The organism is Aminobacterium sp. MB27-C1 (assembly GCF_030908405.1).
In the GTDB taxonomy this organism is placed as follows: domain Bacteria; phylum Synergistota; class Synergistia; order Synergistales; family Aminobacteriaceae; genus Aminobacterium.
This window is the reverse complement of the sequence record NZ_CP133089.1, coordinates 819,698-844,657: the sequence shown is the minus strand read 5'-3', so window position 1 is coordinate 844,657 and position 24,960 is coordinate 819,698. Positions and strand designations below refer to the sequence as shown.

At 42.8% G+C, this 24,960-nt stretch carries 26 protein-coding genes; 6 read left to right on the top strand and 20 right to left on the bottom strand.

The genetic code is table 11. The features are described from left to right. Positions 1 to 55: 55 nt before the first annotated feature. Positions 56 to 562 (top strand): hypothetical protein, encoded by a 507-nt coding sequence (locus RBH88_RS04075; RefSeq protein ID WP_213690268.1) that lies wholly within the window; start codon positions 56 to 58, stop codon positions 560 to 562. A 9-nt stretch (positions 563 to 571) separates the two neighbouring features. On the opposite strand, the gene RBH88_RS04070 is transcribed toward RBH88_RS04075, so the two are convergent. The 10 genes from RBH88_RS04070 to RBH88_RS04025 form a co-directional block, all read right to left on the bottom strand. Then, the gene (locus RBH88_RS04070; RefSeq protein WP_213690269.1) at positions 572 to 1,528 is read right to left on the bottom strand and encodes an ArsA family ATPase; all 957 of its coding nucleotides are present in this window, start codon (positions 1,526 to 1,528) and stop codon (positions 572 to 574) included. A gap of 17 nt (positions 1,529 to 1,545) precedes the next feature. Next, positions 1,546 to 1,854, bottom strand: a complete 309-nt coding sequence (locus RBH88_RS04065; protein ID WP_374047596.1) for a hypothetical protein — start codon at positions 1,852 to 1,854, stop codon at positions 1,546 to 1,548. A gap of 27 nt (positions 1,855 to 1,881) precedes the next feature. Continuing rightward, positions 1,882 to 2,073 carry a 4-oxalocrotonate tautomerase gene (locus RBH88_RS04060; RefSeq protein WP_213690271.1) on the bottom strand — a complete coding sequence of 64 codons (192 nt, stop codon included), beginning with the start codon at positions 2,071 to 2,073 and terminating at the stop codon, positions 1,882 to 1,884. Between the two features lie 55 nt (positions 2,074 to 2,128). Further along, on the bottom strand, positions 2,129 to 3,568 hold the full coding sequence (locus RBH88_RS04055) for an FAD-dependent oxidoreductase (RefSeq protein WP_213690279.1): 1,440 nt from the start codon (positions 3,566 to 3,568) through the stop codon (positions 2,129 to 2,131). Positions 3,569 to 3,676: 108 nt separating this feature from the next. Then, positions 3,677 to 5,107: an aminopeptidase gene (locus RBH88_RS04050; RefSeq protein ID WP_213695149.1), complete on the bottom strand. Its 1,431-nt coding sequence runs from the start codon at positions 5,105 to 5,107 to the stop codon at positions 3,677 to 3,679. A 39-nt stretch (positions 5,108 to 5,146) separates the two neighbouring features. After that, positions 5,147 to 6,397 (bottom strand): glycerate kinase, encoded by a 1,251-nt coding sequence (locus RBH88_RS04045; RefSeq protein ID WP_307879975.1) that lies wholly within the window; start codon positions 6,395 to 6,397, stop codon positions 5,147 to 5,149. Between the two features lie 67 nt (positions 6,398 to 6,464). Continuing rightward, a complete protein-coding gene (locus RBH88_RS04040; protein ID WP_213690274.1) occupies positions 6,465 to 7,622 on the bottom strand; it encodes a UxaA family hydrolase in 1,158 nt (385 codons plus the stop codon). Further along, on the bottom strand, positions 7,619 to 7,927 hold the full coding sequence (locus tag RBH88_RS04035; RefSeq protein ID WP_307879974.1) for a UxaA family hydrolase: 309 nt from the start codon (positions 7,925 to 7,927) through the stop codon (positions 7,619 to 7,621). Before RBH88_RS04035 ends, RBH88_RS04040 begins: the two co-directional genes overlap by 4 nt. Positions 7,928 to 7,976: 49 nt before the next feature. Beyond that, the gene (locus RBH88_RS04030; protein WP_307879973.1) at positions 7,977 to 9,359 is read right to left on the bottom strand and encodes an amidohydrolase; all 1,383 of its coding nucleotides are present in this window, start codon (positions 9,357 to 9,359) and stop codon (positions 7,977 to 7,979) included. Positions 9,360 to 9,395: 36 nt separating this feature from the next. Then, entirely contained in the window at positions 9,396 to 9,899 is a 504-nt protein-coding gene (locus RBH88_RS04025) for a ribonuclease H-like YkuK family protein (RefSeq protein WP_213690277.1), read from the bottom strand. A gap of 240 nt (positions 9,900 to 10,139) precedes the next feature. Between RBH88_RS04025 and RBH88_RS04020 the strand changes: the two genes are divergently transcribed. Further along, a complete protein-coding gene (locus tag RBH88_RS04020) occupies positions 10,140 to 12,323 on the top strand; it encodes a methyl-accepting chemotaxis protein (protein ID WP_307879972.1) in 2,184 nt (727 codons plus the stop codon). 66 nt (positions 12,324 to 12,389) lie between these two features. On the opposite strand, the gene RBH88_RS04015 is transcribed toward RBH88_RS04020, so the two are convergent. The 10 genes from RBH88_RS04015 to RBH88_RS03970 form a co-directional block, all read right to left on the bottom strand. After that, entirely contained in the window at positions 12,390 to 13,853 is a 1,464-nt protein-coding gene (locus RBH88_RS04015; RefSeq protein ID WP_213695154.1) for a hypothetical protein, read from the bottom strand. 23 nt (positions 13,854 to 13,876) lie between these two features. Beyond that, complete coding sequence (locus RBH88_RS04010; RefSeq protein WP_213691055.1) at positions 13,877 to 14,026, bottom strand: hypothetical protein; 150 nt, start codon at positions 14,024 to 14,026, stop codon at positions 13,877 to 13,879. An 11-nt stretch (positions 14,027 to 14,037) separates the two neighbouring features. Beyond that, on the bottom strand, positions 14,038 to 14,202 hold the full coding sequence (locus tag RBH88_RS04005) for a hypothetical protein (protein ID WP_213691054.1): 165 nt from the start codon (positions 14,200 to 14,202) through the stop codon (positions 14,038 to 14,040). 66 nt (positions 14,203 to 14,268) lie between these two features. Continuing rightward, positions 14,269 to 15,321, bottom strand: a complete 1,053-nt coding sequence (locus tag RBH88_RS04000; RefSeq protein ID WP_213695155.1) for a glycine/betaine/sarcosine/D-proline family reductase selenoprotein B — start codon at positions 15,319 to 15,321, stop codon at positions 14,269 to 14,271. A 37-nt stretch (positions 15,322 to 15,358) separates the two neighbouring features. Next, the gene (locus RBH88_RS03995; protein ID WP_307879970.1) at positions 15,359 to 16,636 is read right to left on the bottom strand and encodes a glycine/sarcosine/betaine reductase component B subunit; all 1,278 of its coding nucleotides are present in this window, start codon (positions 16,634 to 16,636) and stop codon (positions 15,359 to 15,361) included. Between the two features lie 153 nt (positions 16,637 to 16,789). After that, complete coding sequence (locus RBH88_RS03990) at positions 16,790 to 17,443, bottom strand: response regulator transcription factor (protein WP_307879969.1); 654 nt, start codon at positions 17,441 to 17,443, stop codon at positions 16,790 to 16,792. 1 nt (position 17,444) lies between these two features. Then, positions 17,445 to 18,608 (bottom strand): ATP-binding protein, encoded by a 1,164-nt coding sequence (locus RBH88_RS03985; RefSeq protein WP_213695159.1) that lies wholly within the window; start codon positions 18,606 to 18,608, stop codon positions 17,445 to 17,447. Between the two features lie 79 nt (positions 18,609 to 18,687). Then, the gene (locus RBH88_RS03980) at positions 18,688 to 19,347 is read right to left on the bottom strand and encodes a transcriptional regulator (protein WP_213690513.1); all 660 of its coding nucleotides are present in this window, start codon (positions 19,345 to 19,347) and stop codon (positions 18,688 to 18,690) included. Positions 19,348 to 19,442: 95 nt separating this feature from the next. Continuing rightward, entirely contained in the window at positions 19,443 to 20,426 is a 984-nt protein-coding gene (locus RBH88_RS03975) for an ornithine cyclodeaminase family protein (protein ID WP_307879967.1), read from the bottom strand. Between the two features lie 14 nt (positions 20,427 to 20,440). Next, positions 20,441 to 21,328, bottom strand: coding sequence for a sulfite exporter TauE/SafE family protein (locus RBH88_RS03970; protein ID WP_307879966.1), 888 nt, complete (start codon positions 21,326 to 21,328; stop codon positions 20,441 to 20,443). 199 nt (positions 21,329 to 21,527) lie between these two features. On the opposite strand from RBH88_RS03970, the gene RBH88_RS03965 reads away from it, so the two are divergent. From RBH88_RS03965 to feoB, 4 genes are all read left to right on the top strand, one after another. Next, positions 21,528 to 22,223: a DtxR family transcriptional regulator gene (locus RBH88_RS03965; protein ID WP_307880072.1), complete on the top strand. Its 696-nt coding sequence runs from the start codon at positions 21,528 to 21,530 to the stop codon at positions 22,221 to 22,223. A gap of 1 nt (position 22,224) precedes the next feature. After that, positions 22,225 to 22,446: a FeoA family protein gene (locus RBH88_RS03960; RefSeq protein WP_213690510.1), complete on the top strand. Its 222-nt coding sequence runs from the start codon at positions 22,225 to 22,227 to the stop codon at positions 22,444 to 22,446. Positions 22,447 to 22,550: 104 nt separating this feature from the next. Beyond that, positions 22,551 to 22,841, top strand: a complete 291-nt coding sequence (locus RBH88_RS03955; RefSeq protein ID WP_213690509.1) for a FeoA family protein — start codon at positions 22,551 to 22,553, stop codon at positions 22,839 to 22,841. Between the two features lie 3 nt (positions 22,842 to 22,844). Continuing rightward, the gene (gene feoB, locus RBH88_RS03950) at positions 22,845 to 24,872 is read left to right on the top strand and encodes a ferrous iron transport protein B (RefSeq protein WP_307879965.1); all 2,028 of its coding nucleotides are present in this window, start codon (positions 22,845 to 22,847) and stop codon (positions 24,870 to 24,872) included. Positions 24,873 to 24,960 lie beyond the last annotated feature (88 nt).

Below are 24,960 nucleotides of genomic sequence, written 5' to 3'. Positions count from 1 at the left end.
ATTCTTTTAAAAATGTTACAATATCCCCCGAAAAAAGAAGAAAGGAGCGTTGCTTATGCTATCTAAACTGCTTCGTATCTTTGGAATTCAAAAGAAATCTACTGTTCCCCTCTCAGCAAGTGACATTGTCAGAAGAGCACGTGATGCACATAAAGTCACCGAGTGGAGCCGCGCTAAGAGGCTCACTGTTTTTAATCCTCCCTTTTGGGGAATTCACCATATTTTTATAGATTCAAATCTAAAACATTCTCTTATCGCTCTAAAAGAAGATGGAAGCGCCTTTATTTTTCTCGGAAATACCTATGGGCCAGAGCGTTGGGAAAAATATGATGAAAATCTCAATAAGGTCGATGGCGGAATTATTGAGAATCAATCTTTAACATGGCTTATCTATCAGGATTATGTCATCTATAACGGATCCATGCTTCCCGCTACAGATGCACCTTACCATTGGGGACGAGTAATTGAAGTCGATTCGTTTGATAAACATATCGACGATCAATGGATATCTAAAATCATCCCCGAATTAAAAGAACTGGCTTTATCTTACATCAAATCATAGCAATTTCTATTATATTTCATCGAGCTTGAGAATAAACGGACCTATCTGATTAAGCTGTTCAAGACCTTGAATATCCGAATCAAGCATAGGTACGTGGGTTACCCCCAAAGATCCAAATAATTCATCTATTTGGAGAAGATACTGTTCCTGAGCAATGCGGCGTTTTTCAAAAAAAGGCCCCGCTTCTTCCGGTATAACCTTGTTAACGACAACACCGCCAATACCAATATTGTGCTTTTGCAATATTTCTATGGCCCTCTTCGTCTCTATAATCGGAAGTTTTTCTGCATTGAGCACAAAGTAAAAAGCCGTATTTTCACGATCAGTCAAGATTTTTCGAGCTAAGGTAAATTTATCCCGTCGCTTTTGCAGGGTTTCTATTATGGGATCTTCTTTTATTTTTTCTTGCAATTCTTTGTCGTATTTAGCAGCGACCTTCATGAGTTCCATGGCATTGGCCCGTTTTTCTATAAGATGCTCGATCCAGACTCCTAATATTTCGGGCAACGTAAGGAGCCGCAAGGTATGCCCTGTAGGAGCCGTATCAAAAACAATTGCATCGTAAGGTTTCCCGATGGATTCCATAAGCTCTATAAACTTGTCAAATATGGCAGCTTCTTCTGCCCCTGGGGACATATAGGCTATTTCTATCTGACGCTTTATTTCGTCGACAATAACAGCACTGACAATATGAAGCATTTTATCTTGAATCGCTTTCATATATTTTTTGGCTTCTTCTTCCGCATCTATTTCAATACCCCAAAGATTTTCTTCGATACGAACAACATCCAGACCTATGGGGTGATCGAAGGCATCAGCAAGAGAATGAGCAGGATCAGTAGAAACAACCAGGGTTTTTACCCCCTGTTGAGAAAGGGCGTAAGCGTATGCCGCCGCACATGTGGTTTTCCCTGTTCCACCTTTTCCGCCAAAAAATATAAACTGTCGCTTTACACGATAGACCATTGAAAGAGAAGCCTCCCTTAGTCGAAGTCATATTGCGATGCTTTTTCAGCAATAATAAACTTACGATTTTGCATTCTACGTTCCCATGCAACGAGGTCTTCAGCAAAGTAAGGAAGTATTTCGAGCATATAGTATGAAATGGGATTGGGAATTCCCAAAAAATCGCCAAACAAGAGCAACATCAAATTGTCATTGACGTCAAAAGCCTCTTTTCTGACAACAGCCATTCTTTTATCAACAAATGTTCCGTGAGTAAAAGCTTTTGACCAAAAAAGGACTTTCGAAAGAAAAGTTTCTTGTTTTCTTTCGTCTTCTTCGCTAAACATTATAGACACCTCTATTTTAATTAAAGATTACTTATCTCTATCTGAGGCCAATACTCCTGCTACAGCAAAGTCAGATTTTTTCATGTCTGTTATTATGATACGAACCTTTTCAGCCGGCACATCAAGACACGAACATATCGTCTGAGTCATTTCATTTACAAGTCGTCGCTTTTGCTCTACTGTTCGTCCTTCAAGAATATGAACGTTCACTATTGGCATGATAAATCCCCCTTACTTTATGTAAAAGTCTAACTATTATGTATTATACTCTTTTTTAATGAGTCATCGCTTCCTGAGCAGTAAAGAGCAGCATAAGGTAAGGATCTTCAACTGTATTATGATAAGGAGAATGGACGAAATAGTGAGAAAATAAATCAGTAATAGTTTCCCTTCGGGTAATAATATCGATAAAACGTTCCGTTAAAAAGAGAGGGGATTCCCCGTCAATGACAATCTGGAAACCAATAATCTGTCCTTTTTTCAGTCCTTTTTCGTCAGATGCGGAAACGACAACTTTCCAGAGTCCTTCTTTCCCGTTGGGCATAGCTTTTTCTCGTGTGCGATATGGCAAAGTGAGAGAAAATACCGGAATATCCGACGCGTTAGCCAATTCCTCAGTCCACCCCACACTTCCCCAATGAAGATCGAAAATGGCACTTAGCCCCCAGACTGTTGCAGGTGGCAAAGACATGTTTTTCCCCATAATATTAGCAGAGGCAACAAGCCCCTGACGCATAGCAAGAGTTCCAATAAGAGGCAATATAGGACGTTCTGTAACAGCATCGCTGATTTGAGCGGCGTCACCAACAACATATATATTGGGATGGGACGACTGCATATTTTCGTTGACTACGATACCCCGCTCAATAGATAATCCTGCACTTTGAGCCAACTTAATGTTAGGACGAACACCTGTTGCAAAAATAACGCCATCAGTCTCTATCTCCGTGCCATCAGAGAGTACAACCCTGTCTGATTTGACTTCTGTCAGCTGCATATTTCTATAAACAGAAACACCTGATTCAGAAAGGCGATTACTGACTTTTTCGGCCATATCTTTATCCATGGCCGCGATAAGGTGCGGCAAAGCTTCAACCAATGTAACAGTTAGTCCTCTATCGTGAAGAGCCTCCACAACTTCTAATCCTATAGCTCCACTGCCAACAACGACTGCTTTGTCGCTTTTTTCTGCAAAGACATCAAGTGCACGGGCATCGTCTGCTCCACGCATAACAAAGATATTTTCTGCCAATCTTTCTTTAGAAACATATTCACGTCCAACCATAATTTCCGTCAGGTCTCGTTTCTGCCCTTCTCTATCTGAATCTAATAAAAGGCCCTTTACTGAAGGAAGCCAGGGAACTGCACCGGGTGCAAGCAATACTTTCTCAAAATGGATTTCAAAGGGACCACCTGTACTCGTTCCCCTTGCGATATGATTCTCTGCATCAAGTTCGGTGACGACGCCGCGAATAGCATCTTCAACAATCTCAGGCGGCAAACGATCAGAGTTCGCCAAATCAACCACTTCTTCTTCGGGGCCACCTGGAACAAGCTTTCTCCCAACACCATAAGGAAGTGAACAAATTACAGTAGGATCCTCGTTCATCACAATGGAAAGGCTCTTTTCACCCATACGTCGAAGTGCTATATATGAAAACCTTCCACCCGGGCCCCCTCCGATAATCAGTACTCTTTTCTTTAATGTAAGCATCATTTCACCTCCGCAATGATCAGACAACTTAATATATTAATTCTAGCATACCCATATAGAGTATATCAAGAGGTTACAAAAAAAGCCCGGCTTTCACCGGGCATGTTATTATTTCGATTGTAAAAAAGCTCTATATCCCTTCCAGGCCATGTAAAGGTCGACCTTGCTTATGAGTTCCCACGGAGCGTGCATAGATAGAACGGGAACGCCGCAGTCGATAACATCTGCTCCTCTGTTTGCAAGAATGTAGGCAATTGTGCCACCGCCACCCTCATCAACCTTTCCCAGTTCCCCTGTCTGCCAGACCACATTATTTTCATCGTATAACGCCCGAATAGAGGCTACGAATTCTGCACTGGCATCGTTAGATCCATATTTGCCCCGACTTCCTGTGTATTTCTGCACAACGACTCCATTTCCCATAAAAGAAGCGTTGCGCTTGTCGAAGGGTTCCGGATAGGTGGGGTCAAAAGCTCCATCTACATCGGCAGAGAGAACTCTGCTGTGGCTGAAGGCACGGCGAAGATTGATCTCTGAATACCCTTCTCCTTCCAAAGCCAGAAGTTCTGCCACTGTGTTTTCATAAAAGACAGATTCCATACCAGTGCTTCCCATACTGCCAATTTCCTCTTTATCTACAAAAAGAGCCGATGCCGTATATACAGGATGTTCAACATCGAGGATAGCTCGTAAAGAAGCAAAGGCACATGACCTGTCGTCGTGACCATAGGCTAAGATCAAGCCACGATCAAGCCCTGCATCACGAGATCTGCCAGCCGGAACTATTTCTATTTCGGCAGAGGTAAAATCGGCTTCATCCACTCCGTATTTTGCCGTCAATATCTGGAGTACTCCGAGTTTTACCTTTTCTTTAATATCATCGTCTTTTACAGGAATATGACCAAGAATTACATTCAAATTTTCACCGGAAATGCCTTCGCTCATTGTTTTGGAGGCCTGAGCTTTGCCCAGATGAGGAAGTATATCGCTAATAACAAACAAGGGATCGTCTTCCCTCTCTCCAATATTGAGATGAACGATGCTTCCATCTTTTTTGGCAAAGACGCCATGAATTGCCAAAGGAAGTGTTGCCCATTGGTACTTCTTGATTCCACCATAGTAATGGGTTTTCAGTAAAGCTAGTCCTGAATCTTCATAAAGAGGCTGAGGTTTCAGGTCAAGGCGAGGCGAATCTATGTGACTGCCCACAATGTAGAGCCCTTCTGAAAGCGACTTTTTACCTATGACAAAGAGCGCCACGGCCTTGTTGCGATTTACCACCATTACTTTTATGCCCGGCTCCAGACGTCTACCAGCCTGAATCATTTCTTCAAGGTCGACAAATCCAGCCACCCGGGCCATAGAAACAATCTGTTCTACACATTCCCGTTCGATTTTTCCATTGTCAAGGAAGAGCTTATAGTCTTCGGCTAAAGCGAAAACCTGTTTTCTCTCTTCTTCCTGAATCTTTTCCCAGGCACTGGAGAAAGAATAAAAACCCTTTTCCCGATATTTAGCTTCTACATCTCGGTTTTTCACACGTAATGCCTCCCGCTTTAGACAAAATAATACCGTTTATTATACATCTTTCACTAAAAGGACCGTAAGATCGTTCACATTTGTGCCTGTAGGCCCTGTCTTTATGAGCGAGTTACACATTTCTAAAGCATTATAAGCATCATTGTTTTCAAGAAGAGCGTAAGGATTCCCTCCGCTTTCACGTATTTTTTGAACAGTTTGGCCATCAACAATGCCTCCTGCCGCATCTGTAGGGCCATCTGTGCCATCAGATCCAACAGAAGCAAACACAATATTCGACATACCCTGAATGTTTAAAGCGGCAGCAAGAGCCATCTCCTGATTTCGTCCACCTTTTCCCTTTCCCTTTAGATGTACAACTGTTTCTCCTCCCAGAATAATGGCACATGGAAGCTTTACAGGGCGGCAGAATTCACTTTCTTCCACGGCTATTGATGCCAAAAAACTACCTGCCTCTTTGGCCTCGCACTGGAGGGTTGTGGTAAGTATATACGACTGATAGCCCAACTCTGTAGCTTTTTCAGCTGCCTTGTCGCAAAGTGTTCTGACACTTCCCGTAATAAATGTCTCTACGTTATCTATAACTTTCGGCGTTTCTTCTTTCAGTATTTCGATTAATTCAGGTTTTACATCAATTTTGTAGCGAGAGATAATCTCTAGCGCCTGTGCTGACGTTGTGGAATCGGGATAGGCTGGTCCGGATGCTATGCTATCGAGCCGATCGCCCAAAACGTCTGAAAGAACAATAGAATAAATTGTAGCTGGAGCCACCCATTTGGCAAACTGACCACCCTTTACGGCGGAAAGTCGTTTGCGGATCATATTGATCTCAACGATGTTAGCTCCACAACGAAGCATTTGATCTGTAATATCAACGAAATCTCCGAGACATACGCCCTCTTTAGGCTTTTCGAAAAGTGCCGAACCTCCACCTGAGACTAAAAAAAGAACCTCATCATTGGCAGTAAGATTCTGTGTCATCTGAAGGGCTTCCGATGTAGCTTCCAATGAATTTTCATCAAGCAGGGGGTGTCCTGCTTCTCGTACAACAAGATGGGGAATGGGGCCTTGACTGTGATTGTATTTGGTGATGACTATACCCTGCACCACCTGATCGCCCAATATATCTACTGCGGCCTTCGCCATTCTCCACGCCGCTTTTCCTATGGAGACAAGAATTACCCTGCCTTTACACGGCTTCTTTCGAAGCTGCTCCTGAACGGCATATTCAGGTAATACTGCATCTATAGCATATTTAATAATTTCATGAGCATCATCGCGAAGTGTCATAGTTAACCCCCTGTTGTAAATAGGTGATGCTTCTCTTTATTGATTTTTTGCCATCGAGTTTTTAGTTTTAAAATGTTGAAGTAAGCTTATATATTCCAAATTCCATATGTTGTAAAGCCTCTGCTTTCGTACGTTTTCCGTCACATACCTGAACTATTTCCTTCCAGACCCTTTCTCCAACATCAGAAATGCTTTCATTACCAGTAATAATTGTTCCTGCATTAATATCGATGTTTTCTTCCATCATGAGATAGGTATGAGGATTCCCTGTAATTTTGATAACAGGAGCAAGGGGGAATCCAGTGGGGGTACCCCGTCCGGTAGAAAAGATAACAATATGAGCTCCACCTGCCACCATGCCAGTAATAGACTCAACATCCTGACCGGGAGTATCCATTACGTAAAGTCCTCGGCCTGTAGGGCTTTCCGCATATTCAAGAACACCTTGTAAGGGGCTTGTTCCACCTTTATAGATGCAGCCAAGAGATTTCTCTTCAATAGTAGTCAGACCACCCTCAATATTTCCGGGAGTCGGCTGGCTTCCCCGTAGATCAACGCCCATAGTTTTAGCTCTTGCTTCACATCGGGCCACAATATGAAGAAGCTTTTTTGCTACTTCTGGAGAAACTGCTCTCTTGACCAGAATGTGTTCGGCACCAATAAGTTCTGTTGTTTCAGAAAGAATTGATGTTCCTCCCATAGAGATAAGTCTGTCGGAGACATAGCCATGAACAGGGTTGGCAGCCAGCCCCGAAGTAGCGTCTGATCCTCCGCATTCCAAGCCTAAAATAAGCGAACTCACAGGAATGTCTTCTTTTTTATAGAGAGAAACTTCTTGTGATATAGCTCTTGCTATACGCAATCCCTGTTCCTGAGCTTTAAGGGTTCCACCACATTTTTGTATAATTAGAGACTCAACAGGTTTGCCTGTCTTAGCTATTTCCTCGGCTAACCAGTCGGCCTGAAGGCCTTCGCACCCTAACCCCACAACTAAAACCGCAGCAACATTTCCGTTTTTTCCAAGCCCCGCAAGAGTTCTAGCCGTTATTTCAAGGTCCGGTTTAATCTGAGCGCAGCCATGTTGGTTCGGCAAGGCAATGGCTCCCTCAACCTGACTCGCTATTCGTTGAGCTACAGTGCTGGCACAAACAGATGCAGGGATAACCGCTATATGGTTACGGATTCCTACGTCTCCATTTTTACGTCTATACCCTTGAATGTTCATGCTTGCACCTCCCAATCGCCACGGCCTCTGAGGCTTTCCAGGTTGTGTATGTGAACATGCTCCCCCGCTTCAATTCTCTGAGTAGCTCTGCCAATAACTTCGCTATACTTCACAACTCCTTCTCCCTCTTCAATTTGCCGTATAGCAAATTTATGCCCGAAAGAAATATTTTGTTTCAAGCGCAGGGTTCGAAGAACGCCATCCACTTCATAACAGGCAGTGTCGCCCTCGCTCAGGTTTTGTAAAGCTGTAGCTACATTATCAAATTCTTTGATAACCAAAGCGTTTTTCACGTGATCTTTCACAACCATCACTCCTTCACTATGACCCGCGCACAGGATACCGGAATGTTTACTAATGCAATGCTTTATAGAGTGGCTTATATGCGTCTAATTCAAGTTTTTTAAATTCTGTTTGGGCTTCCTCAACGAGTGAGCCGCCATCTGACATAAGGTCGAAAGCAGCACCTGCCAATACTTTTGCGGCAAGAAGCATTCCTTTCATTCCCAAAGAAGAACCGGATGCTGAGGCAGCCTGCCAAGAATGAGCCGGAGTGGCAAGAGGCCAAGTTGCTGCAGAAAGCATAGATGTGGGGGCAATATAACTTACATCACCGACATCGGTAGACCCCATAATCTGTCTGCCTTCATCGAAACATTCAACAGCTTCTTCACAAAGGAATTTATTATCGCGAAGAGTTTGAGGACACTGTCTCAAGCTTGTTTCTCTTTGGCCCTCGGGAATTGAGTAAAACAAGGTTTTGGCCAATTCCTTCTCCTCCGCATCGAAATCGATACCACCGATCGTCATGAGATTTTTCTCTAAAAGCTGATTAAGGGTCTTGTTGGGGACTGTATCATAACAGCCAGCTTCCACGACGTATGAAATTTCTGTTTCCGTCATAAGAGCTGCACCTTTACCTATATTGAGAAGACGTTTCCAGATATGCTCAACATCACTTTTTCGAGGCCCTCGAAGGTAATACCAGACCGAGGCTCTGTCAGGAACGATATTCGGCATTTTCCCGCCATCAGTTATTACATAATGCAACCGCGTTCCATCAATTAAGTGCTCTCGAAGATAATTGGCCCCTACATTCATGAGTTCTACAGCATCAAGAGCACTTCGCCCAGCTTCAGGGGCTCCGGCAGCATGGGCAGAGACTCCTTTAAAAGAGAAGCGTACAGAGGCCATCGCTGACAAGGTGGAACCTATAACAGTATTTATCGAACCTGGATGCCATGCAAGACACACATCAAGATCGTCAAAGACTCCATGTTCAGCCATAAAGACCTTGCCAGAAAGCAGCTCTTCAGCAGGACATCCATAGTAACGTATCGTTCCTTTTACTTCTCCATTTTCCATAGCTTTTTTGATAGAACAGGCTGCAGCAAGGGAAGCCACTCCCAGAAGGTTATGTCCGCATCCGTGCCCAGGAGCGCCTTCTTGTACAGGTTCCCTTTGTGTACCGATTTTTTGAGACAAGCCATCTAAGGCATCAAATTCGCCAAGCAGTCCAACTATAGGCGAACCACTGCCCCATTCTGCAATAAAAGCGGTTGGCATGTCTTCAACGGGGCGGATAGTAAATGCCTCTTTTGAAAGGAACTTCTTTTGGAGTTCTGACGCAAAGGTTTCTTTGTACCCTAATTCCGGGTTCTCCCAAATGGAACGAGCCATATCAACGAAATTATCCTGATTTGAGTCAATCCAGCTCCATACTTCATTTTTATTCATGTACGACGACTCCTTTCATCGTTAAAGATCTAAAGATCAGGCAGTAAGAGGACCAGATATTTTAGCGAAACGATCAGCAACAGAACTGGCTCCACATGCATCAGGTTTGGTGCAACATAGGAAACCACATCCTTTAACCATACCTGTCACGGCATTTATAAGGTCACGAGTAGCTCCATGCTCCCCTACATCAACGTGAATTTCAAGGTCATCCATAGCATTGTATAACGCGCAATGGTGTTCCTTAATTGCATTTAAAAAACGGGTTGCCAGATCAAGGCTTAAAAAAACCTCTGTAAACATCCTCTCGCGTAGAGAATATTTCTTGATTTTTACTTTTTTCTCATAAAAACAAATAGCTCCGAACCCTATACGATGAACGATTATGGTAGAGACAAAGACCACTCTCTGTTTTTTATACACCTGGGAATCCGTACCTATTATAAATCGATACTGAGAATGATTGTCTGCACTTACGAATTTCATAATCTTGGCAATACTTTCATCTAATGATAAACGACCCCATGTTGGACTCCTCAATATACGCCCCTCCTTACTGAGATTTTCATAAAACCAGGCAATTATCCTGATTAAAAAGGCACCTTGTACCCCGTATACATAATTCTGAATACTCATGGATATTTAGCTATTTTGCCTTATAAATGAATCTACATCTCTTTTAATAAAAACCTTAACAATAATCGAGATTTATTAATTATTATTAATGTTAATTTAAAACAAAAAGACCAATATTATAAAATAGTTAAGGGGGATTACACTTTGAAACTTAAGCTCCAAGGGAAAATACTTTTACTCACACTAGGTACCGTCACGCTCATTTTTGCTTCTCTGATTTCTTTCATTGCCTTTAAGGTTCATCAAGCAACACTTGATGGAACAAAATCTCTTGTGGAAGAAACGGCACAATCTGCGGCTTATGCCATTTCTGCTGAAATTGATGAAGGCCTTATTACAACAGAGGCGCTTGCAAAGATCATTTCCGGAATGGATCGTCAATCACCGAATGCCCGTCAAAACCTGCTGAAAATGATTGAATGCGTTCTTGAGGAAACCCCCTTGGCGTTTACTACATGGGTTGCCTTCGAACCTAACGCTTTTGATGGAATGGACGCCATGTATATAGAAAGAGATGGATTCCATGAAACAGGTCGTTTTATGGCTACTCTTGTAAAAAGAGGAAATCAGGTGCAACGGTCATATGATATGACTGAAAGTATGTTAAGCACTGAAGGTAATGGTGATTTTTACCTGCTCCCGAAACGATCTGGGAAATCTGAAATTATGAACCCTTACTATTATAACTATACTGGACAGAAAAACGACGAAGAGTTCATAACCAGCCTAGCAACTCCTATTTTTATAGATGGCAGGGTGGCAGGCGTCGTCGGTATGGATATTGATCTGGCCGCTGTTCAAAATATCGTCAAGAACTTAAAAATCGTTGGGAATGGCGTGGCTTCCTTATACGCTAATGATGGAACTACCGTATATCATAAAGATGCAAACCTCATTGGTAAAAATATGGCAATGCGTAATGACCTTGAAAATATGGGATCTATAGCAGAGAGTATAAAAAAGGGACAATTCATGGCGACAGTTGGGCACTCCGCGGCACTTGGAGAAGAAGCCTATAAGATTTACTCTCCCATCAAGTTTGGTGCTTCCACTACAGCTTGGAGCCTCAATATTCTCGTTCCCATGTCTCACGTACAAAAAGCAGCTATCGTTATGGTTCGCAATATGATTATTGCAGCTGCAATCGGAATGCTCTTATTGGCCGTTATCATTCTATGGATTACCCGTTCCATCGTCAGGCCAATCAACGGCGTATCTAAAATGCTACAACAGTTCGGTAACCTTGACTTTACGAAAGACACATCCCTTATATGGCTGGAACGCTACATGACGAAATCCAAAGACGAGATCGCCGAAATGCTCCACTCCATGGCAAGCCTTCAAAGCAATTTAACGGCCATGGTTGAGAATCTTCAAGAAGAAGCGGAAAACTTTGGATCAAGCGCAGAAGCTCTTGCCGCTCTTTCAGAAGAGTCTGTGGCGTCCATGGAAGAAGTCAAGGCTTCTGTCGATCAGGTTGCTACCCTATCAGAGACAACCAGTGCAGCTGTAGAAGAAACAAATGCAGGTGTTGAGGAAGTCAGCTCCAGCGCTTCCAGTGCGGCTAAATCTGCGACAGAAGGTGCCGAAGCCACTGCTCGGACAACACAGAGAAGTGAACAAGCAACGCAGGAAGTCAATATAGCCGTTGAAGAGATACGCAATATCGGACTTCAATCAAAGGAAACCGCTGCAAGTATGAACGCCGTCTCAGAAGCGGTTGAAACAATTACTCGATTTGTCACTACTATCCAAACAATCGCTGATCAGACGAACCTGCTTGCCCTCAATGCTGCCATTGAAGCAGCCAGAGCTGGAGATGCCGGTCGCGGATTTGCCGTGGTCGCTGAAGAGGTTCGAAAACTGGCTGAAGAATCCAGTAAAGCGGCGGGAGAAGTTGAAACACTTATCAGCAACTTGCAATCTCAAACAAAGAATGCTCTCACTTCCATGGGAAAAGTCGATGGCGTTGTGGAACAGACCATTACACGATCTGAAAAGGCAAAAGCCCAGCTTCAGGAAGCCATGAGGGAAATCGCTCAGGTTAACGATATTATGCAAAGCATTGCGGCAACAGCCCAGGAACAGGCGGCATCCTCTGAAGAAATGGCTGCGGGGATTGACCAGGTTACGCAATCCACTGTTCAGATTGTGCAGTCGGTAGAAGCGATTCGCCAGTCATCTGAAGAGACTGCCAAGGCTGGAGAACAAGTAGCTACAGAATCTCAAGGCCTTTCAGAAGGGGCTGAGCGTTTGAAGGCCACTATGGCAAAATTCAAGGTCGATAAAAGAAACACAACAAAAGCACTGAGCAAGATAGCTGAATAGCTAAGAAAGGTAAAGAGAGACGTATTAAAAACAGATACGTCTCTCTTTTTTCATCATCGTTAAACGTTAAGCCTTAAAAGGGAACATCTTCTTTATCGTTGCCTCTGATGGCGGTGTTGTCATAAGAGAAACTACGATGAAAAGAACTATAGAAACAATCATTCCTGGTATATATGGATGGAAATACTCGAGTTTCAAAAGATACCAAAGAGTTGTAACTATTGTTCCGCCAAGGATTGAAGCTAGGCACCCTTCTTTTGTTGCCCTTTTCCAATATATTCCTATAAGCAACGGAGCTGTGAAGGCAGCGGCCATACTCCCTGCTCCAGCTACAGATAGCTGCCAGACAAAAGACCATGGACGGATGGATAAAAGAAGAGTGATAATAATAATCGCTCCTACAGAAAGTCTGTGCACTTTTACCGAATTAATCTTACGAGAAGATGCATTCTTTTGTCTGCGAAGCCAACCATCTTCATAAAAATCTCTGGAAATTGCCGTAGCAGAAGTCAAAACAAGAGCTGCTAACGACGTTAGCCCTGCTGCTACAACTCCACAACTGAAGAGCATTACGATAAATTTGGGCCCCAACTTAGCAACGGAAGGGCTGACCAAGTCAGGATTATTAATAAATTGATCTCCAAATATTAAACGGCCTCCAAACCCTATTACCGTAGCTGCAATCAAAAAGAGCGACATCCATACAGTACTAATAAAAATCGTCATACCTACAGATTTTGCATCTTTCAGGGCAATAAATTTCGTTACTAATTGGGGTTGCCCAAAAGCAACAAGCCCCCATACAAAAGAGTAACTGAAAAGAAGTCCCCACGGCAAAGGTCCGGGTATACCCAATAAGTCAGGATCAATCGTTTTGGCTACTTCTAAAGCCTGACCAACTCCACCTAAGCTTTTAAAAACAAGTGGAATTGTGCAAAGCAAAGCAGCCATTATAACGCTTCCTTGGATGAGGTCTGTCCAAACAACCCCCCAATATCCACTTGTCACCATATAAATCAAAGCCGTTATACATATAACTACAACTGTCAAAAGATAAGGAATACCCGCAAGAATTTTTAGAGCATCTCCTATACCTTTCAAAACAGCTACTCCATATGGAATTACAAAAATGGCGATAATACACGCACTCACTAAACGTAATGTCTCAGATTCAAAACGAACAGCCAGAAACCCAGGGAGAGACACTACGTTGGCCCTTTCTGAAACAACTCTCATCCGGAGTCCTAAAACAACAAATAACAAGATTCCAACAATCCATGTATTTGCTAAAAGTTCAAGCGAGGCGTACCCCATTCCGTAAAGATAGTACATTGCAGGGCATCCAATAACGGCAACGGTGCTATAGTAGGCAACACAAAAAGAGACTGCTGTAAATACAGGACCTACGCTTCTTCCTCCGACAAGATAGTCTTCATCTGTCGTTACTTTCTTTTTTACAAAAACACCTACTCCTGCGAGTAACATAAGGAAGCAAGCAACAGCAGCTACAATAGGCCATTGAATTGCCATTTCTTGTCACCTCCTTCAGAAAGTTAATCTTTCATGTCAATCGTATAATACTTATTTACAAGCTTTTTCCACCATGTAGAGTTAATAAGTACTAAAGAGAAAAGAATCGCGCCAGGCCCTCCTAAAAGCATTATCCAAAAGATACTGCTTGGTATTCCACATACCGTCGACATTTTGAAGCCTCCTATTTTTCGAGTAGCTCTAAAGATGCGTCTAAAATCTTCTTTCTCTGTACAAGTTCTTCTTCGCGTGCAAGACGTGCATCTCCTGTCGGGTTATTTATGGCAACACCCTTTACAACTCTATGACAGCCTATTCTTTCTGCGATCCCAGGCATGGCTGTTATCATAACTGTAGGAATTCCTACGCGCTCAATTTCTTTTGCAAGCGTTGATCCACAACGCGTACCAGTTCCTCAGGTTCCAGTTACAATAGCTGCATCTACACCTTCAGATCTCAAAAATTCTGCCATCTCGCGGCCCATTCTTTTAGCGGAACTCGTAGCCGTTTCCATACCTGTTGTAGTGAGATAAATGTCAAATAGTTTGCCAATGCGGCCTTCCTTCTCTGCTATACGGGCCACGTCAAGGGGAAGTAATCTGTCTGGATCATCGTCAATATTGGCATTTTCAAAACCGGCATGTATAGTCTCGTATTTTCCTTTCTCGAAATCATCCAAGCCTTCAATGGAATATTTGTACCAGTGTTCTCCCCACCAGGATTCAAGTTTATCAGGGTTACCGAAAGGAACCAGACTTCCTTCTGTTACCAGAGCCAAAGTTGCTTTCTTCATGTTGGTCACTGGCTTAGGAGCTTCAACTGCGTCATGTTTGGGAAGAGCAACCTCAGTTACATAAGCTTCTCCTTTAATCTTAGAAAGCAAAAGGGGAAGAACCCTCTCTGCGGCAGTAGACTCATCAACTTCATTTTTTCTTACGCCACGGGGAATGTAATTTTCACGTGCAGCGCTCCCTCTCACTTCACCGTCTTTCACCTTTAAGGCGAAATTCCACATATCCTCCAAAACGTTAATCATCTTTTCTGCTCTATTCGATGTGGGCAAAGCATAGGCAGGATATACAAGCTCCGAACCAGGGTTATCGGGATACATAGCCGTTACGGCAGGAATTCCCAATTCTTGGGTGACAGCACTACAAATTGACGCAGTAGCAACACCATTCCTGCCAGAACCAAAGGCAGGGCTAGCCAAGAAAATATCAGGAGAAGCCGCTTTTATCATGCCAAGAAGCTCTTTTTTTGCCTGCTCCTCATTCTCACCAAAAAAGCTATCTCCGCATACGACTGTCTTGACTACCTCAGCATTACTCTCTTTTATAACTTGCGATAAAGCTAACGCAGGTCCTTTCAATTCTTCAAGTTCGATAGGAATCTGGTCAGCCTTCTCTTCTCCGCCAATTCCAGCAAAAAACTGGTTCATATAGAAAACAACTTTTATCTGATCAGCCATATTTTACAGCTCCTTATTGTTAATATTTGTTTTTAAACTAATAGTCGTAGGCCTTGAGTTTGGCATGTCCCAACATGGAGTTAGCGCTTGCTACAGTGTCGTAAATACTACGTTTAATTGCTTTATTACTGGGGACATCAGTAGCTATCCATGTTTTTCCGCCATATGCAACTTCCATTTCGGGGAATTCCATAAGCTCTTCCGTGTTTCCCGTGCTTACGATCAAATCAGCTTCGGGAACCGAGTCTACGAAGGGAGAACCAGTTCCTTGATGGCCACAGAACTCTGACATAACAATAGCTGTTTTAATGCCTCTCTCCTCACACTCACGACATGCAAGCATGGTTTCCAACAATATATTGCCACCACCTTCACTGGTAATAATGACTCCATCGGCTTCAAGGTGGCGTATAAGGTTTGCTGCATGGGAACTTAAGCGAACTTTATCGTCGTATTCATAGGCATAGCCTCGCTCAACAACAACACCTACGAAGTTGTGTTTAACTCCGTTATCTTTGAAGAGTTCATTAATAAGAGCATTATTCTGATAATCGTATGTAAAGTTTTTAATTGAAGCGACAAGGGCAGTACTTGCAACAAGAGACCCCTGCAAAATTTCATTGGGATGAATAAGGGTGGGCATTATTCCAACACAGCTGAATCCGTTGATATACGTATCAAGGGCAGCAGTCGAACCTGAAACGACAAGTAACAGAGCCACATTAGGTAGGTTAGGATTTTTTTTACCGAGGGCATACGTTTCGGTTTTTGAAGGAACCTGGCCAATTGTGACATCTGCAAGATATTTGGCAATCTTTAAACCTGCCTTGGTAACCATTTTGTTGTGCTCAGGGATTGACATCTTATCGCGAGGTAATATTTCCATAACTAAATTATTAGTCTGAGAATATGGGCAAATTTCTGCGGCAGGACCACTCATATCGATGATACTTTCACATTGGACTGTATAAGCATCACTATCAGGGGAATACTCTGTACATGTAACGACTGCAGCGCCAGGCATCCTGTTCATTGTTCCTTCGGCATAACTAATGGGGGCATCGAGCCAACCAGGGAATATCGCACCCGGGCCATCTACTTTTGTTCTAGGTTCAATAACGTCCCAAACATGAACTATTCGTGCAGAATCTCCGGGTTTGGTCAAAGAAAGAGTAATTTCTCCCACATTTTCGTCTTCTCGAATGAGAGCTTCGACTTCTGCACGGTTAATTGACAATACCCCTTCTTTATAAAAGGTACTATCTCCAAAAGCAATACTGCGTACTTCATAGATATTACTGACTAATTCCAGCATTAGAGTACGTCCCTCCTATTCTGTTTCCAAAACTTGCTTATAAGAATAGGAGGTTTGTTATCGTATTAACATCGCAGTAACAACGTTTTATAGATAGCAAAAAATGCGATTTATGGAGTAGCAGAAAATGCTAGATGAAAAATCGGATAGCTTTTACTTGTCGAATTCGAAAAACCCCTTGCGTATCGAGTATCGAATGAGATCAACTATCGTTTCACAATTCAACTTCACCATAATATTGGTACGATGAGAGTTAACTGTATTTTTACTTATGTGTAAAATTTGACTGATTTCGTTCACACTCTTTCCATCAACAAGCAACTTTAAAACATCTAACTCTCTCTCTGTCAAAGTTACTTCTGAAGAAGTAGGCCCCTGCTGCATGATCTGTGTGTAATCCTTAGAAATTATCTTACTGACTTCCTCGCAGAAAAACATTCCACCAGAAGAAATTGCACGAATAGCCAAAAGAAGATCTTTTGAAGTGCAATCTTTTAAAACATATCCCTTTACCCCTACACTAATCATTTCAGAAATAATGTAATTATTGGCATACATTGAAAGAGCCATTACTTTTGTAGCCGGACGTTCTTTTAGAATAATTCGAGCTAAATCCACACCTTTCATACCAGGCATGGCAATATCGAGAACAATAACATCCGGCGCCTCCATATTTTTTAACATTTCAAGAGCTTGCGGCCCTGAATAGGCCACTCCTAAAACGTGCATATCCGGTTCATTGGAAATAAGAACCTGGAGGCCATCAAGAAAAATTTTATGATCATCGACAAGAAAAATATTTATCATTTTATACGTCCCATATCGACTGTGTATTTTCTGGAAGAGAAATGGGAGCCGTCATATATATGGTGCTCCCTTTATCTGGCTCCGAATAAATTTCTATACTCCCACCAATATATTTCAACCTCTCTCGTATGCTGAAAAGGCCAAAATGATGGGGGTCGTTTCTGTGCTTGCTAAATGGGTGAGAAAACCCAATGCCGTCATCTTCTACGATCACACGCACCATTTCGCGTCCTCTACGAAGTAATACACTTACATTCTGAGCCTTTGCATGCTTTATAACATTGACGAAAAGTTCTTTAACCATCTGGTAAAGAAGAACACATACATTATCATCGATACCCTGATCAGAAAGCTTTCCATCGTAGGAAAAGTGGATATTGTGATTTTCAAAAATAGACTCTCCTAATGCTTTCAAAGCTGCTCCTAATCCTACTTCATAAAGTACTGGCGAGCTTATCTGGAAGGTAAGATTTCTCATTTCGTGAAGAACATTTTCAACAAGGACAGTAGCTGCATTCAACTCATCTTCTGCTTCTTTTGAAGAAAGCAACGGCTTCATCTTCTCAAAATGCTGAATGAGATTTACAAAGGAATAGCCCATTTTATCGTGAATTTCAGAAGCTATTTTTCTTCTGGTTAACGCCTCTGAAAGAGAAAGCTGTATTACAAGCTGTCTTAGTTCTTCACGATATTGATGAAGTCGATCTTTACTAAAAGCAAGAGCTTTTTCCGACTTTTTTAGATCAGAGAGATCCCAAAAAAGAACGGCCACCTTATCGGGCAAAACGGGAAAGGCAATACCCCTCATATGGCTGGAGCACTCCTCGCTGAATCCCTCACAGCAACATGTTTCCTTCGATACAGCTGCATCAAGAATGTTTTTTAGCCAATCTCCAGAGGCGCTCCATATCTCTTTAAACGTTTTGCCAATAAGATATTCTCTCGGGAAACGAAAATACTCTTCATATACTGGATTAACATGCAAGAATTTAGCATCTATAGGAATCCCCTCATCGTCATAAACAATCTGATAAAGAGCAAAGGGTTCAAATAGATTCTCTAAAACTCTATGATATTGATTTTCTATATGTTTATAGAGATGAGCACAGGAAGGACATGTATTTTGGCACTGCTCCCATACTTCTTGTAATGTTCGCCCTTTCAAGAAACTTCCTCCTTAGTCTTTAAAAAGCCAATTGTAGTGTAAATGTATTGAGAGCGAAACGAGGTGAAATGTTCCGCTTTTATTTGTTATTGCGAATCTCCCGTAGATAACCATAAACGGTAAAACGGCTCTTCCCAAGTTCTTTGCAGAGCGTTTCCACAGCGCCCTTAAGACTAAAGAATCCCTTTTCTTCGAGAGACTGTAAAATTTCAAGTTTTTCCTGCTTCGTCGTATATCGTAACGGTCTTCCTCCACGTTGAGCCCGAGTTTCTTCTAACATTTCTTTAAGCAGAGACTCAGAAGAAGGCACAAAGGTTTCAGACTGAATGCTCGGCGACGACAAGGCTGTTGTACACGTGAGTTCTTCAAAAAGGCTTTTGAGCATTCTTGCCCGCGTCATATCGTAGTTTATGCATAAAAAGCCTATTATTTTAGTATTATCATCCCGAATAATACTTACACTCGAACGCATAGCACGTCCATCAGGGGCATGAGAGGGGTAATTCGAAATAAAATCAACGTTATTATAGTCGCTGCTTTCAAGCAGATACTCACCAAAGTCAGTAAGAGGAGAATCCGCTGTTCGTCCTGTCAGTTCCCCGTGGGCTATGGCAATTATTTTGTGTTCACCCTCTGATACATCATGGAGAACCACTTCATAGTCAGAACCTAAAGTCTGTTCTAACATTTTTACTAGCGGAATGAATGGAACTAAAAGGGGATGACATTTTTTATTCATTACACACCGATCCTCTCTACTAAACAAAAAAAGAGCGGATTTCTCCGCTCTTTCATTTTATCACGATACGTTTCTTATCATAGTCTGCTTCTTTTTTACAAACGTATTTCTTGACCAACTCCGGCTTCTTTTGCCCTTTGATAAATTGTATAGGCAGCTACAACATCAAGTGTTGCAAAACCAACAGTTTTAAAGAGCGTGATTTCGCTATTGCTTTCTCGCCCTTTCACGTCATTTTCTATAAGGGCACCAAGTTCTCCGTGAATTCTGTCTTCTGAAAATTTACCTTCCCTCGTTGGGATGATAAAATCTCCAGCTTCTGCCAAAACAGCCTCTTTATTATCAACAAAAATTTTATCGGCTCTCTCGATAAGAGCAGAATCGAGTTCTTGCATTTCTGGCGTATATGCACCTACACCGTTGACATGGGCACCTTCTTTTATCTTTTTACCGTCAAAAACAGGGTGCCTAGATGTTGTAACAGCAGTAATAACATCAGCATCTTCAACAGCTTCGTCGGGAGATTTAGCAACTCTGATCTTCGCATTGAATCTTTCGGATAAAGCCTTCTGAGCATCAACAAAAGCCTGCGAGCGGTCTATATCAATATCGAATACCCTCACTTCTTTTAAAGGACGAACTGTTAACAGAGCTTCCAATTGAGAAGCAGCCTGTCCGCCTGTTCCAAACAAGGCACCTACAGTAGAATCTTCTCTCGAAAGGAGTTCTGTAGCAGCACCGGCAATAGCGCCTGTTCTCATCTGGGTAAGAGTGGTTCCTTCAATAATAGCTGAAACAAGACCTGTCTCTCCATCAAGCAATACCATAGTTGCAGGAACTGCCGGTAAACCTTTTTTACTATTTTCAGGATAGACAGAGACAATCTTAACCCCACAGGCATTAATATCCTTAGCATAAGCAGACATGAAAAGACTCTGACCATCTTTCAACGAAAAATTTGTTCGCAGAGGCACATCACTCATGCCTTTATAGTGAGTTACGAAAGCCTGTTTATCTGCCTCGATGGCATCACGCATTGTAAATACTTTTAAAATATCCTCGTGAGAAATCAATAACATACGAAACCCCTCCCCTATGCTTCGCTTTCACACAGTTTCTTAACTTTAAATAATTCTTCGTACAACATACTTCCGCCAGAATAAAGAACTACTGCTGCAACAACCCACTGGATCATGGAAAGATTGAGACTTTTTACAATAAAGACTGCTGCCAAGACTCCTATGATTCCGAAAACGCTGGAGAAAAACGTAATTTTACGTCCGTACTGTCCAAGGCGAACAAACTCCATAGCACCCATAGGAACTGAGAATGTGCATGCTCCCATCATAATGGGGAAAGCTACTGCAGGATTGACTCCAAGTGCGTAAATAGTAGCCATCGTAGGAGCATAGGAACCAATACCTACATTATTTAAAGCCCCATAAATGAAGAGAAGGACAACGGCGATTATCAACTTGGAACCAGTAAGTCCAACGGCATCGCCACCAGAAGGAACAAGATTAAATTTACCGGCAAGAATAAACATAGCTGCTACAACAAGACCAGCTCCCATAAACTTTCTGATTGTGCCAGCGGGAAGTTTGACAACAAATCGTGGCCCCACATAGGCGCCAATCATTTGAGCGACAATACACGATACGAGAGTTATTGTGTCAACGCGAATTGTCGAAATATATGCAAGAGCCATAACAGCTACAGGTATAGCGCACTGAGTATTAAGGGTTCCCGGCAACTTCGTATCACTAACGAATTTTTTTGCACGATACAAAATTGTCGAAAGAGCAAAATCGGAAATGCCAAAAGTAGAAAGAAAGAACACCACTGCCCCCCAGACAGCTAGAAAGAGATTGTTTCCAGGCTCTGCCCATGCTTCTTTTCTATGCTTCAAAAAGTCTGAAGCAAATCGAAAAGCATAAAGACCATTCACAAGTGCGATTAATACGAGTAATACCTTAACCACTACGTTCACTCCCTTTCGATTGGTTCGACAGATAGTTATATCTATCACGTTCACAAGACACTGTATCCGAATTCAACATTATTGTCAATATCACAATTTTATGTTGATATTTTCTAAAAAGGACGCTTTTTCTGATACACTACTAAAGTAATAAGATTCCCTTGACAAATAATGTTTGATGGAATAAACTTTTTTAGAAATAACAGGGAGGGCGATCAAAATAGTCTCCGCTCGAATAGAAGATTATCTTGAAGTAATTTTTTCTCTTGAAATTCATGGGCATGAAGCCACAGTGACAGAGCTTGCCGAACGATTGAAGGTAACGAAAGGCACTGTTGTTTCTGCTGTGAAAAAGCTTGTCGAAGCAGACATGCTCGACCATGAGCCTTATGGCGCCGTAGCTCTTACTGAAACAGGAAGAGAGCGTGCTTTAAGCGTGTATAGGCGTCATACCCATCTCTATTTTCTATTTACCGAGCTGCTCGGTTTTGGAAAAGATAAAGCATGGGATCTGGCATGCATTATGGAACATGAAATGGACGACGAAACCGACGGCCGATTGCTGGCCTTAACAGATTTCTTCTGCCGGGCGCAGCGTGAAGGTGCTACATGGCTCAAAGAGCTGCAAAGTGAAATGGATGACCCTTCCCGTCTTCCGTGTCCCCTTGTCACGCTCAAGCCCGGCATGAAGGGTATTATCAACAGAGTTACATCTGAAGGATCTCTCCGCAAGCGATTGCTTGAAATGGGGCTGGTTCCTGGATCAGAAATAGAAATGGTAAAGTCTTCTCCCCTGGGAGACCCTATAGAGTTTGAAACGCGAGGCATGAATATTGCTCTACGTCGCAGCGAAGCTGCTACAGTGTGGGTACGACGCAAGAAGGAGGATGAATGAGATGATGCCACTTAATTTCGTTCATGAAGGCGCGGTGGTGCGTATTGAAAACATGGCAGGTGGAATGTCTTTCAGAAAAAGAATGGCCGAATTGGGATTACTGCCTGGCGCTACATTTACGGTTCTCCGTACGGGAGGCGGTCCCTTCTTATTGAAGGTGGGAGAAACTCGTCTCGCCCTTGGACAAGGTGTTGGAAACCGCATTTTCGTCAGAGAAGTGTAAGTAAAGGGCAACAGACATTAGGTATTTATTTCTAAGCTAGGAGCAATGCTCCTTTTTTTTGCTCCTTTTTTAAGTTTTATTAATCAAACAAAGAGGTGGGGAATTTGAGTAAACCAGAAATACTTCCCTTAAGTGAATTGCCAGCTGGCAGTCTTGCTGTTGTTTCTAAGGTGGAAGGAAGTGCCGAACTGAAACGGAAGGTGCTCGAAATGGGGTTAGTTCCGGGAACCCCCTTGATGATTCGAAGAAAAGCGCCTCTGAATGATCCTATATCCATTTCATTTCGGGGCTATGAGCTGAGTCTGCGTGTTTACGAAGCTGAAACAATTTTAGTGAAAAAAGCCGGTTGCGGTGAATGTGGCGGAAATTGTGGATCTTGCTGGGGGTGCCATTAGACGATGGGAAGCACGACGCTTGCACTTGCGGGGAATCCCAATACGGGGAAAACAAGTCTTTTTAACTTAATAACTGGATCAAAGCAGCATGTAGGGAATTGGCCAGGAGTCACTGTAGAACGCAAGGAAGGGTTCTTTAGCTACGATGGGATGGATTTCACACTCGTCGACCTGCCTGGCATTTACAGTCTGGGAGCCGCTTCCATCGATGAACAGGTAGCCTCTGAATTCCTTATGACGGCAAAACCCAAGCTGACTATCACCGTTGTTGACGCTTCAAATCTGGAAAGAAGCTTATATCTTGTTTTACAGATGCTCGAAGCCGGACAATCTCTCGTCGTGGCCTTAAATATGTCGGATATCGCTATGAACAAAGGTATTCGCATCGATCATAAGAAACTTGAAGAAGCTCTCGGCGTACCTGTAGTTTCAACTGTGGCGAGAGAAAAAAAGGGAATTAACGACCTGATAAAGACTGTAAAGAAACGTGTTGACGCCAAGGAATCTGAAGCCCCCTTGATGATACCCTACGGAGAAACTGTTAACCAATCACTTGAAAAGCTAGCGAAGGCAATAAGCTCTGTAGCGTTGAGAGAGACGGGAATGAGCCGGCAACTGGCCGCCCTTCGACTAGCTGAAGGAGATGCTGTTATTCTTTCCGTACTTGAAAAATGCGGTGAGGCCGAACATATTCGCACTCTTCTCGATGAAGAAAACGAACGACTTGAACAGGAGCTTGGCTACGATCTTTTAACAGCAGTGATAGAACGACGCTGGAACTTTATTTCCACACTCACTCAGAAAATAGTAGAGCGAGACATTTCCCTTAAAAATGAGCTCTCTCTCTCGGACAAAATAGATCGAATAGTAACTCACAAAATATGGGGACTGCCGATATTTCTTCTTATAACCTGGTTTATGTTCCGCTTTACCTATGCTATTGGCGATCCCATTGCGGATTATCTTGGCGGAGCTATTGCCATGTTTGGAGAAAAGGTAACTTTCCTCATGCAAAATGCCGGATTACCATCTCTTGCAGGAAGTTTCGTGGCAGACGGCGTTATTGGAGGCGTAGGGTCAGTCATCGTGTTTTTTCCTCACATCCTGATCCTCTTTGCCTTTATCGCTATTCTCGAAGATTCTGGCTATATGGCTCGTGGAGCTTTCGTTATGGACAGAATCATGAGAGCTATAGGGTTACACGGAAAGAGTTTTATACCGATGTTAATGGGTTTTGGCTGTAATGTCCCCTCCATTATGGCAACCCGAGTTCTGGAACGTCCTCGAGACCGCATGATTACTCTTTTAGTATTACCCTTTATGAGCTGCTCTGCCCGACTTCCTGTCTACTTACTTATAGCAGGGGCATTCTTTGGTTCCCACGCAGGAACAGTCGTGTTTTCGCTCTACGTGTTGGGAATCGTTATTGCAATCATCTCTGCGAAGATACTGGGAAGCACCCTCTTTAAAGGTGAATCTTCTCAATTTGTTATGGAATTGCCGCCCTATCACCTGCCCCAAGTTAGAGCTGTTGCAATAAGCGCATGGGAACGGGCCGGTCTCTTCTTAAAAAAGGCAGGAACCATTATCTTCGGAGCCGTTGTTCTTGTCTGGATACTTGGAAGTCTGCCCTTTGGGGTGGAATACGGATCTCATGAAAGCATCATTGGTCAAATAGGTGACGTCATTGCTCCAATTTTGTCTCCTGCAGGCTTTGGTTTCTGGCAAGCTGGCGTAGCGCTCTTCTTTGGATTTTTAGCAAAAGAAATTGTTGTAGGAACACTGGGCACTCTCTTAGCTGGCGGCGAAGAAGGATTAGCTGCTGTTTTGCCTACCCTTTTCACTCCGCTAAGTGCCTATGCTTTTCTTGTAATGACATTGCTTTACGTACCATGTGTAGCAGCTGTTGCCGCTTTCAAAAGGGAAACTAATAGTTGGAAATGGACCTTTTTCATGGTCGGGTACACTACTCTCATCGCCTATGGCGCATCTGTTCTCGTTTATCAGGTCGGACGACTATTAGGCTTTTAATAAATTCGGGAATAAAATTTGTCCCCACGTGTGGCGTTCAAAACCACATTTCCCTTAAAACCAGCGATATAGAAACAAGCAGAAAAGA

Coding starts and splice junctions, on each gene's coding strand:
- RBH88_RS04075 (WP_213690268.1), top strand. CDS start 56: ATGCTATCTAAACTGCTTCGTATCTTTGGAATTCAAAAGAAATCTACT.
- RBH88_RS04070 (WP_213690269.1), bottom strand. CDS start 1,528: ATGGTCTATCGTGTAAAGCGACAGTTTATATTTTTTGGCGGAAAAGGT.
- RBH88_RS04065 (WP_374047596.1), bottom strand. CDS start 1,854: ATGTTTAGCGAAGAAGACGAAAGAAAACAAGAAACTTTTCTTTCGAAA.
- RBH88_RS04060 (WP_213690271.1), bottom strand. CDS start 2,073: ATGCCAATAGTGAACGTTCATATTCTTGAAGGACGAACAGTAGAGCAA.
- RBH88_RS04055 (WP_213690279.1), bottom strand. CDS start 3,568: ATGCTTACATTAAAGAAAAGAGTACTGATTATCGGAGGGGGCCCGGGT.
- RBH88_RS04045 (WP_307879975.1), bottom strand. CDS start 6,397: ATGACACTTCGCGATGATGCTCATGAAATTATTAAATATGCTATAGAT.
- RBH88_RS04040 (WP_213690274.1), bottom strand. CDS start 7,622: ATGAACATTCAAGGGTATAGACGTAAAAATGGAGACGTAGGAATCCGT.
- RBH88_RS04030 (WP_307879973.1), bottom strand. CDS start 9,359: ATGAATAAAAATGAAGTATGGAGCTGGATTGACTCAAATCAGGATAAT.
- RBH88_RS04015 (WP_213695154.1), bottom strand. CDS start 13,853: ATGGCAATTCAATGGCCTATTGTAGCTGCTGTTGCTTGCTTCCTTATG.
- RBH88_RS04010 (WP_213691055.1), bottom strand. CDS start 14,026: ATGTCGACGGTATGTGGAATACCAAGCAGTATCTTTTGGATAATGCTT.
- RBH88_RS04005 (WP_213691054.1), bottom strand. CDS start 14,202: ATGATAACAGCCATGCCTGGGATCGCAGAAAGAATAGGCTGTCATAGA.
- RBH88_RS04000 (WP_213695155.1), bottom strand. CDS start 15,321: ATGGCTGATCAGATAAAAGTTGTTTTCTATATGAACCAGTTTTTTGCT.
- RBH88_RS03995 (WP_307879970.1), bottom strand. CDS start 16,636: ATGCTGGAATTAGTCAGTAATATCTATGAAGTACGCAGTATTGCTTTT.
- RBH88_RS03990 (WP_307879969.1), bottom strand. CDS start 17,443: ATGATAAATATTTTTCTTGTCGATGATCATAAAATTTTTCTTGATGGC.
- RBH88_RS03980 (WP_213690513.1), bottom strand. CDS start 19,347: ATGAATAAAAAATGTCATCCCCTTTTAGTTCCATTCATTCCGCTAGTA.
- RBH88_RS03975 (WP_307879967.1), bottom strand. CDS start 20,426: ATGTTATTGATTTCTCACGAGGATATTTTAAAAGTATTTACAATGCGT.
- RBH88_RS03960 (WP_213690510.1), top strand. CDS start 22,225: ATGATGCCACTTAATTTCGTTCATGAAGGCGCGGTGGTGCGTATTGAA.
- feoB (WP_307879965.1), top strand. CDS start 22,845: ATGGGAAGCACGACGCTTGCACTTGCGGGGAATCCCAATACGGGGAAA.